Below are 7,461 nucleotides of genomic sequence, written 5' to 3'. Positions count from 1 at the left end.
ACCCCCGCCCGTTCACCTGGACCAAGACCGCCGACGAGATCCTCGAACGACTCGCCTCATATCTTGAACGAATTCCTGGCGCAGGACACTAGCGGAACGGCACCGGCCCAGACCTTCTCGACGCTCTGCCGGTAGGTCGAGACCAACTGGGCGCCGGCGACGCGGCGCAGGTGGAGCACCGGGGTGAGCGGCGCGCTCACCCCGTAGATCTGGGTGTTCACCAGCATCTCGTCGTCGAACCAGTAAAGGCAGTTGTGCAGCGTGGCCCGGTGCGTCCGGAAATCGATGCCGGGCGTTCCGTAGAGCGGCCGGTAGAGCCTGGTGACCTCGCGCACCTTGTACGCGACGCCCTCGCCGACTTCCTCCTCCTCACCCCGCCGCGCGACCTCCGAGCTTTCCGGGTCACCGAGCAGCAGACGGACCCGGACGCCCGCCCGGGCCCGCTCGCTGAGCGCTCGGTGCCAGCGCGGATTCTCGGCGGGATGGACGCCGGCATGGACGAGCACGCCGATGTCGGTCGCAGCACGCTGGGCGAACTGCAGCCACAATTCCGGTGGCACGGACGAGCGGTGGGGGTAAACGCGGACGATCTCGGCGTCGGCCTCGTCCAGGCGCTGGGTCTCGGACTTCGCCTCCGGCCACAGGTAGTCCTCGTCGGTCTGCAACTTGGCCGCCGCCGCTTGGCGGTGCCGACGGTACGGCTCGCGGTTCCTGAGGATCCAACGCTCCACCGTCTTGGCATCGACTCCGCAGTGCTCCGCCAGTTACCGCTCGGTGACTCCGCGGACAACCAGCGCCGACCGAAGGCGTGCGTTCGCCATGGCACCCCCGGATGGGCGTCTTGGGACGTACTGAGACTGCAGGACGATACCGAGGACGTCCCGAGGCGTCCAGCTCCGGGCCTGATCATGTCCCCTTCCTCACAGGCATTCTGATTTCCCGTCGCACTGCCGGGCCGATCCGGCCGGCCCCGGTGTTGCCCAACGGTGACAGTCCCCACATGAGGCGCACATACTTCACCGCAACGCTGCGCGGGTGATCACCGGGCGGAGAGGGGTGTGGGGGATGGCGCGCGTACTGCTCGTCGAGGACGACGACGGGCTCCGTGAGGCTCTGGATCTGGCGCTGTCGGGCCTGGGGCACGAGGTCCTCGGCGCGTCGAACGGTCCCGTTGCGCTGGAGAGGCTGGCGGCCGGCCGGGACGTCGACTGCGTGGTGCTGGACGTGATGATGCCGCGGATGGACGGGTTCGAGGTCTGCCGGGGCATCCGGCGGCTCGGGCGGACCCCGGTGATCATGCTCACGGCGCGCTCGGAGCCGATCGACATCGTCGCCGGCCTGGAGTGCGGGGCGGACGACTACGTCGCCAAGCCGGTGGAGCCCCGGGTGCTCGACGCCCGGATCAAGGCGGTGCTCCGGCGGGTGGCTCCGACCGCCGGAGCGGACGGCGCGGCGGGCGTCGTGGACCTGGGGCCGGTCCGCGTGGACACCCGCGCGATGACCGTCACCAAGCACGGCGCGCCGGTGGAACTGACCCCGACCGAACTGCGTCTGCTGCTGGAGTTCGTCCACCACCCCGGGCAGGTCCTGACCCGGCAGGTGCTGCTGGACCGGGTCTGGGACTACGGGTACCTCGGCGACTCGCGCATCGTGGACGCGTGCGTCTGGCGGCTGCGGGCGAAGACCGAGGACGACCCGGCCCGACCGTCGCTGATCACCACCGTGCGCGGGGTCGGCTACCGGCTGGACCTTCCGTGACCGGCCGCCTCGGCCTGCGCGGCCGCATCACCGTCACCGTGCTGCTCGCCCTGCTGCTGCCTTCGGCGATCCTCTCCCTGGTCAGCCATCACGCTCTGCGAGAGCGCGCCGAGCAGGACTTCCGCGCCCGGGTCCTGTCCGGCGCGCTGTCGGACTTCACCTCGGCGGCCAACTCCATCCGGGCCGGGATCAAGCCGAACGCCCTGCTCAGCGCCAATGAAGCGCTCGCCGTACGGAAGTTCAACACGTACACGGTGTACGCCATGAAGCCGAACCCGGACGGCGCCGGGTACGCGGCCCCCGACCCGAACGAGCCGCCGGGCCCCGACGAGGATCCGGGCACCTGGCCCGGTCTCGGGGCCACCAGGGTGTCCGACGCGAGCGACGAGCAGATCTCCTCCACCCCTCCCACGGCGTTCCTGCGGACCGCGGACCATCCGTTGCTGCTGGAGGAACGACGCCTCGTCCTCGTACGTCCCGCCGGCAAGCCCTGGCTGACCGTCGGGGCCGTCGTCGGCACCCAGGGGCCGAACGACCGCTACCCCGGCGCGCCCGTCGTGGCCGTCGAGTACCACTCGCTCCAGCCGGTCGCCGACGAGACGAGCACCTATCTGCGCAGCCTCCTCCTGGTCTCCGGGGCCACGGTGGCGGTCGGCGCCCTGCTCGCCTGGCTCGTCGCCGGCCGAGTCCAACGGCCCGTCACCGCCGCCGCTTCGGCCGCGCGTGCGCTGGGCGCCGGAGACCTGACGGTCCGCCTCCCGGTGTCCGGCCGCGACGAACTCTCCGAGCTGAGTTCCTCGTTCAACCTGATGGCCGACCGGCTGGCCGAGACGATCGACCAGCTCACCAGGGACGAGGCACGCCGGCGGCAGTTCGTCGCGGACGTGAGTCATGAGCTGCGGACACCCACCGCCTCGCTGCTGGCGGCGGCGACCGCGCTGGAGTACCCCGCCACCAGGGACGGCGCCGCGGCACTGATCACCCCTCAGCTGCGGCAGCTGGCCACGCTGACCGAGGATCTGCTGGAGATCTCGCGCATGGACGCGGGCGAGGCCGCCGTGGTCCCGCAACCGGTCGACCTCGCCGACCTGGTCGCCGACGTCGTCGCCCACAGCCGGTCACCCGAGTCGGTGACGGTCCGGACCGAGGGCGACACCGGCGCCTACGTCGATCCGCGCCGGATGCACACCGTCATCACCAACCTGGTGTCCAACGCGCTGCACCACGGTGCCGCCCCCGTGGAGGTGACGGTCCGCGGGGCGGAGGACGGCGTCGTCGTCCGGGTCGCCGACTCCGGGCCCGGTGTACCCGAGGAACTGCGCGAGCGGGTCTTCGACCGCTTCGTACGGGCCGATCCCGCGCGGGCCTCCGGCCCGGGCGGCCGGGGCGGCCCGGGCGGCACCGGCAACGGGCTCGGCCTGGCGATCGCCCTGGAGAACGCGCGGCTGCACCACGCCACGCTGAGCCTCGCGAACGAACCGGGCGCCGTGTTCACGCTGACCGTGCCGAGACGGTGACAGACCGGTTCCCCTGGCCTGCCCGGGCCACGGGAACCCCGTACGGAGCCATGACCGCGCGCACACGCGGTGGTGACGGCCCGAACATGCCGCGCGACCAGCCTGCGCGGGGTGACCATCCGAACACCGCTCACGCGCTCCGCCTCGGTCCTCGCCTCGGCCCCCGCCCGGCCCCCACGCCCGCCCCGCCGCCGACGAGGTGCGACGACGGCTCTGGGCGGCGCCTTCCTGCTGGTCTACCTGACGCTGTCCCTGCGCCGGTACGACCGCTTCGGCTCCGGCGTGGACCTCGCCATCTTCGGTCAGGCCGTCAGACACCTCGCCGCGGGCCGGGCCCCGGTCGTCGATCTCAAAGCTCCCGGCTTCCTGGCGTTCGGTGATCATTTCGACCCCGTCATCGCCCTCGTGGCCCCGCTCTACCGCGTCTGGCCCGACATCCGGATCCTGCTCTGCGTCCAAGCACTGCTCGTGGCGGTGGCCGTCGCCGTCGTCGCCGACGTCGCGGCGCTCACACTGGGCCGGTGGCGGGGGCTGTCGGCCGGTGCGGCGTTCGGGGCCTCGGTCGGCGTCCAGAACGCCGTGGACTTCGACTTCCACGAAGTCGCCTTCGGGGCGCCCCTGTTGGCGCTCGCCCTTCGGGCCTACCTGCTCGGCCGATGGCGCTCGTGCGCCGCCCTCACGGCCCTGCTCCTGCTGGTCAAGGAGGATTCCGCCTTCGTCATGCTCGGCGTCGCCGCGGCCTTGGCCGTACGGGGCCGGCGCGCGCCGGCCGCCGTGCTCGCGGTCTCGGCGGTGGCCGGCCTCGCCGTGGTTCTCTCGGTCGTCATCCCGTCCCTGAGCTACTGGCACCGCTACACCTACGCGCAGGGGGCCGAGGGCCCGTGGACGTTCCTCGCGGCTTGTGTCCGCGCTCTCGGCACCAGTCTGGTCACCGATGGCACCGCGTCGCGCACCCTCGTCCTCCTGCTGGCGGGCGCAGGAGTCATCGGGGCGCGTTCTCCGCTGATCTGGGCCGCGCTGATCCCCTTCCTCGCCCGAGCCGCGAACGCCAATCCCGCGTACTGGGGACCGGGTTACCACTACAACCTGCTCATCGAGGTGGCCGTCTTCGCCGCCCTCGTCGACGCGCTACGGCGCCGCCCCCGGGCCGAGCCGGCGGTCTGGGCACTGATCGCGGGGATGACGGCACTCGCTCTCGCCCACGGCCCGCTCGTCACCGTCGTCTCCCCCGACGAGGACCGCGCGCGCTGCCGAGCCGCGCACGCGCACCTGGCCGTGGTCCCGGACGGCGCGACCGTCGCCGCCGACACCTACCTGCTCCCGCACCTCGTCGACCGGACCACGGGCTACCTGCTCACCCCCGAGTTCACCGACTCCTCCGGGCACCCCCTCACACCAGACTGGGTGGTGCTCGACGAGCGGACGTCCACGTACGGAGGCCCGTCATGGGTACCCGCGCTCACCCGCCGCCTCGCGTCCGCCTACGAGCGGGCCTCGGCCGGAGACGGATACCTCGTCCTGCGTCGCCGGACGTAGCGACCAGCCGGGGGCAGCCACCTCGGGAAGGACCGATGCGGAGTCCATTCTCCGCTTCTGTTGGCCTCGGGGACATCCGGAGCCAATTCTCCGCTTATTTGCTGTCCCGCTGGAGCCCACACCCATGCCCCGAACAGACGCCCGCCCCCACTACAACCTGACCTTCGCCGTGCTGCTGCTCGGCGTCGGAGCGTTCTCCCTGCTGCAATCGCTGGTGGTCCCGGTCCTGCCGACCCTGATGGAACGCCTGCACACCACCCAGTCCACCGCGACCTGGCTGATGACCGGCTACCTGCTGTCCGCCTCCGTGGCCACGCCGATCCTGGCCCGGATCGGCGACAAGGTCGGCAAGGAGCGGATGCTGATCGTCACGCTCGTCGCCCTCGCCGCCGGGTCCGCGCTGGCCGGCGCCTCCCACTCCGTCGGCCCGATGATCGTCGCGCGGGTCGTCCAGGGCACGGGCGGCGCCGTGGTGCCCCTCGCCTTCGGCATCATCCGCGACGAGTTCCCGCCCGCCAAGGTCCGCAGCGCCGTCGGCGTCACGGCCGCGCTGACCGCCGTAGGCGCCGGACTCGGCCTGATCCTGGCCGGGCCCATCGTCGACCACCTGGACTACCACTGGCTGTTCTGGGCACCGATGATCCTCATCTGCGCCGCCGCGATCGCCACCTACCTCTTCGTCCCCGAATCCCCCGTGCGCGTCCCCGGGCCGATCGACTGGCGCGCCGCGCTGCTGCTCTCCGTCTGGCTGGTGGCCCTGCTGCTCGCCGTCAGCGAGGGCCAGAGGTGGGGCTGGGGCTCCCTGCGGATCATGGGCCTGTTCGCGGCCGCGGTGGTCTTCGCCGGCTACTGGATCGTGACCGAGCTGCGCTCGGAAGCCCCGCTGATCGACATGCGCGTGATGCGCATCCCCGCCGTGTGGACCACCAACCTCGTCGCACTGCTCTTCGGCATCGGGATGTACACCTCGATGACCTTCCTGCCGCAGCTGGTCCAGACGCCCGAGCACCTGGCCGGCTACGGATTCACCGCGAGCGTCACCCAGTCCGGTCTCTACATGCTGCCGATGACCGGCGGCATGTTCGCCCTCGGCGTGCTGGCCGGCAGGCTCGCCTCCCGCTACGGCTCCAAGCGCGTGCTGATCGCGGGCAGCCTGATCACCGTCGTCCCGTTCACGATGCTCGCCGTGTCGCACGGCCGCTCCTGGCAGATCTACACCGCCTCGGCCCTGATCGGCGTCGGTCTCGGCCTCGCCTTCTCCGCCATGTCCGCCATCGTCGTCGAGGCCGTTCCCCCGGCCCAGACCGGCGCGGCCAGCGGCATGAACGCCAACATCCGCACCATCGGCGGCGCGATCGGCAGCGCGGTGGCGGCCAGTATCCTGTCCTCCGGGGTCACGGCCGCCCACCCGTTCCCCCAGGACTCCGGCTACACCGGTACCTTCTGGTTCCTGACGGCCAGCGCCGGGCTCGCCGCCGCGGCTTCCCTCGCCATCCCGGCGGCCAGGCGCCGCCGGAGCGACCACAGCGTGGGATCGCCCCGGCTCACCATGGTGGACCGGTGACCGAGCGCAAGGACCAGGCCCCCCGATGACCACCCCCCACCGGCCCGCACCCGGCAAGCCCAAGGCCCTGCGCCGCGACGCGGCACAGAACCGGGAGAAGCTGCTGCGGGCCGCGTGGGAGGTCTTCGCCGAACTCGGCCCCGACGCGGGGGTCGAGGAGATCGCCGCCCGCGCCGGCGTCGGCATGGGCACCCTCTACCGCCGCTTCCCCACCAAGGAGTCCCTGCTCGCCGCGCTCAGCGACGAGATCCTCGACTCGATCCTCACCTGCTTCCGCCGCGCGGCCGAACAGCAGCCGGACGACCGGGCCCTGGAACAGGCGCTGTGGGACACCGGCGAGGTGCTGGCCGTCCGCCACGGCTGGCTCACCCGCCTGTGGGCGGCCATCCCCCCGGAGGCCGACGAGCGCCGCGCGGAACTGCTCGCCCTGGTCGACGACCTCCTCACCCGGGCCAAGGACACCGGCCGGGTGCGCGAGGAGATCACCCGCACCGACGTGTACGCCGGCCTCCTCGCACTGCGCGTCCTGATCGACGACACCGAAGGCCAGGTGCCCGGCGTCTGGCGCCGCCACCTCGCCATCGTGCTGGCCGGCTTCCGCCCGGCCGCCGAACCCCTCGCCCACCCCGCCATCGGCGACACCCTGATCCACGCCAACGCTCCCGCGCACCGCACCGGCTGAGCACCGCCGCACCGGGCCCGGCCGCGCACCTCACGCGGCGACGGCCCCCGGATCGCCTACGACATCTCGACGTCGCACGGCCCCCGTCACGAACGCGCGCCTCCGACCACCCGCCCGAGCGCACCGGGGACGCGGGTCCGGGGCCCTGACGAGGTGCGGGCCGAGCCGGTCGGACGGCCTGGTGCGCCTTCTCCTTCCGGCGGGCCTTCTTCTCGCGCGCGCCCGGGCATCGCGCTTCCTCCGGTTCCCCGGTCTCCCGGGCCGGCCGAGGTCAGCCCCCGCGGGAGACGCTCATGAACGTCCTCACTGTCAGGCGGCTCTACCTTCTGAGCTGGGTTGATCGAGCCACTCGTAAGGTTGGGTCGCCCAGGGGTGCTGGGTGTGGCTATCAGGCGGCTGCCGTT

Annotated in this window: 6 protein-coding genes; 5 read left to right on the top strand and 1 reads right to left on the bottom strand. The window is 72.3% G+C overall.

Going from position 1 to position 7,461, the window contains the following annotated elements:
* Window positions 1-56: 56 nt before the first annotated feature.
* Entirely contained in the window at window positions 57-731 is a 675-nt protein-coding gene (locus ACZ55U_RS38560) for an XRE family transcriptional regulator (protein WP_465534226.1), read from the bottom strand.
* A gap of 334 nt (window positions 732-1,065) precedes the next feature.
* Between ACZ55U_RS38560 and ACZ55U_RS38555 the strand changes: the two genes are divergently transcribed.
* From ACZ55U_RS38555 to ACZ55U_RS38535, 5 genes are all read left to right on the top strand, one after another.
* Window positions 1,066-1,758, top strand: a complete 693-nt coding sequence (locus ACZ55U_RS38555) for a response regulator (protein WP_465534224.1) — start codon at window positions 1,066-1,068, stop codon at window positions 1,756-1,758.
* Window positions 1,755-3,275: an ATP-binding protein gene (locus ACZ55U_RS38550; protein ID WP_465534222.1), complete on the top strand. Its 1,521-nt coding sequence runs from the start codon at window positions 1,755-1,757 to the stop codon at window positions 3,273-3,275. Before ACZ55U_RS38555 ends, ACZ55U_RS38550 begins: the two co-directional genes overlap by 4 nt.
* A 111-nt stretch (window positions 3,276-3,386) precedes the next feature.
* Complete coding sequence (locus tag ACZ55U_RS38545) at window positions 3,387-4,811, top strand: DUF2079 domain-containing protein (RefSeq protein WP_465534220.1); 1,425 nt, start codon at window positions 3,387-3,389, stop codon at window positions 4,809-4,811.
* Between the two features lie 124 nt (window positions 4,812-4,935).
* Window positions 4,936-6,375 (top strand): MFS transporter, encoded by a 1,440-nt coding sequence (locus tag ACZ55U_RS38540; RefSeq protein WP_465534218.1) that lies wholly within the window; start codon window positions 4,936-4,938, stop codon window positions 6,373-6,375.
* A 25-nt stretch (window positions 6,376-6,400) separates the two neighbouring features.
* Window positions 6,401-7,057 carry a TetR/AcrR family transcriptional regulator gene (locus tag ACZ55U_RS38535; RefSeq protein WP_465534216.1) on the top strand — a complete coding sequence of 219 codons (657 nt, stop codon included), beginning with the start codon at window positions 6,401-6,403 and terminating at the stop codon, window positions 7,055-7,057.
* Window positions 7,058-7,461: the final 404 nt, after the last annotated feature.

The organism is Kitasatospora sp. NPDC034533 (assembly GCF_055575155.1).
The sequence above is the reverse complement of the archived record's forward strand: the minus strand, read 5'-3'. Positions and strand labels throughout refer to the sequence as shown.

What these genes read in the sequence shown, in the direction of transcription:
- ACZ55U_RS38555 (WP_465534224.1), top strand. Translation starts at nt 1,066, where the DNA reads ATGGCGCGCGTACTGCTCGTCGAGGACGACGACGGGCTCCGTGAGGCT.
- ACZ55U_RS38540 (WP_465534218.1), top strand. Translation starts at nt 4,936, where the DNA reads ATGCCCCGAACAGACGCCCGCCCCCACTACAACCTGACCTTCGCCGTG.
- ACZ55U_RS38535 (WP_465534216.1), top strand. Translation starts at nt 6,401, where the DNA reads ATGACCACCCCCCACCGGCCCGCACCCGGCAAGCCCAAGGCCCTGCGC.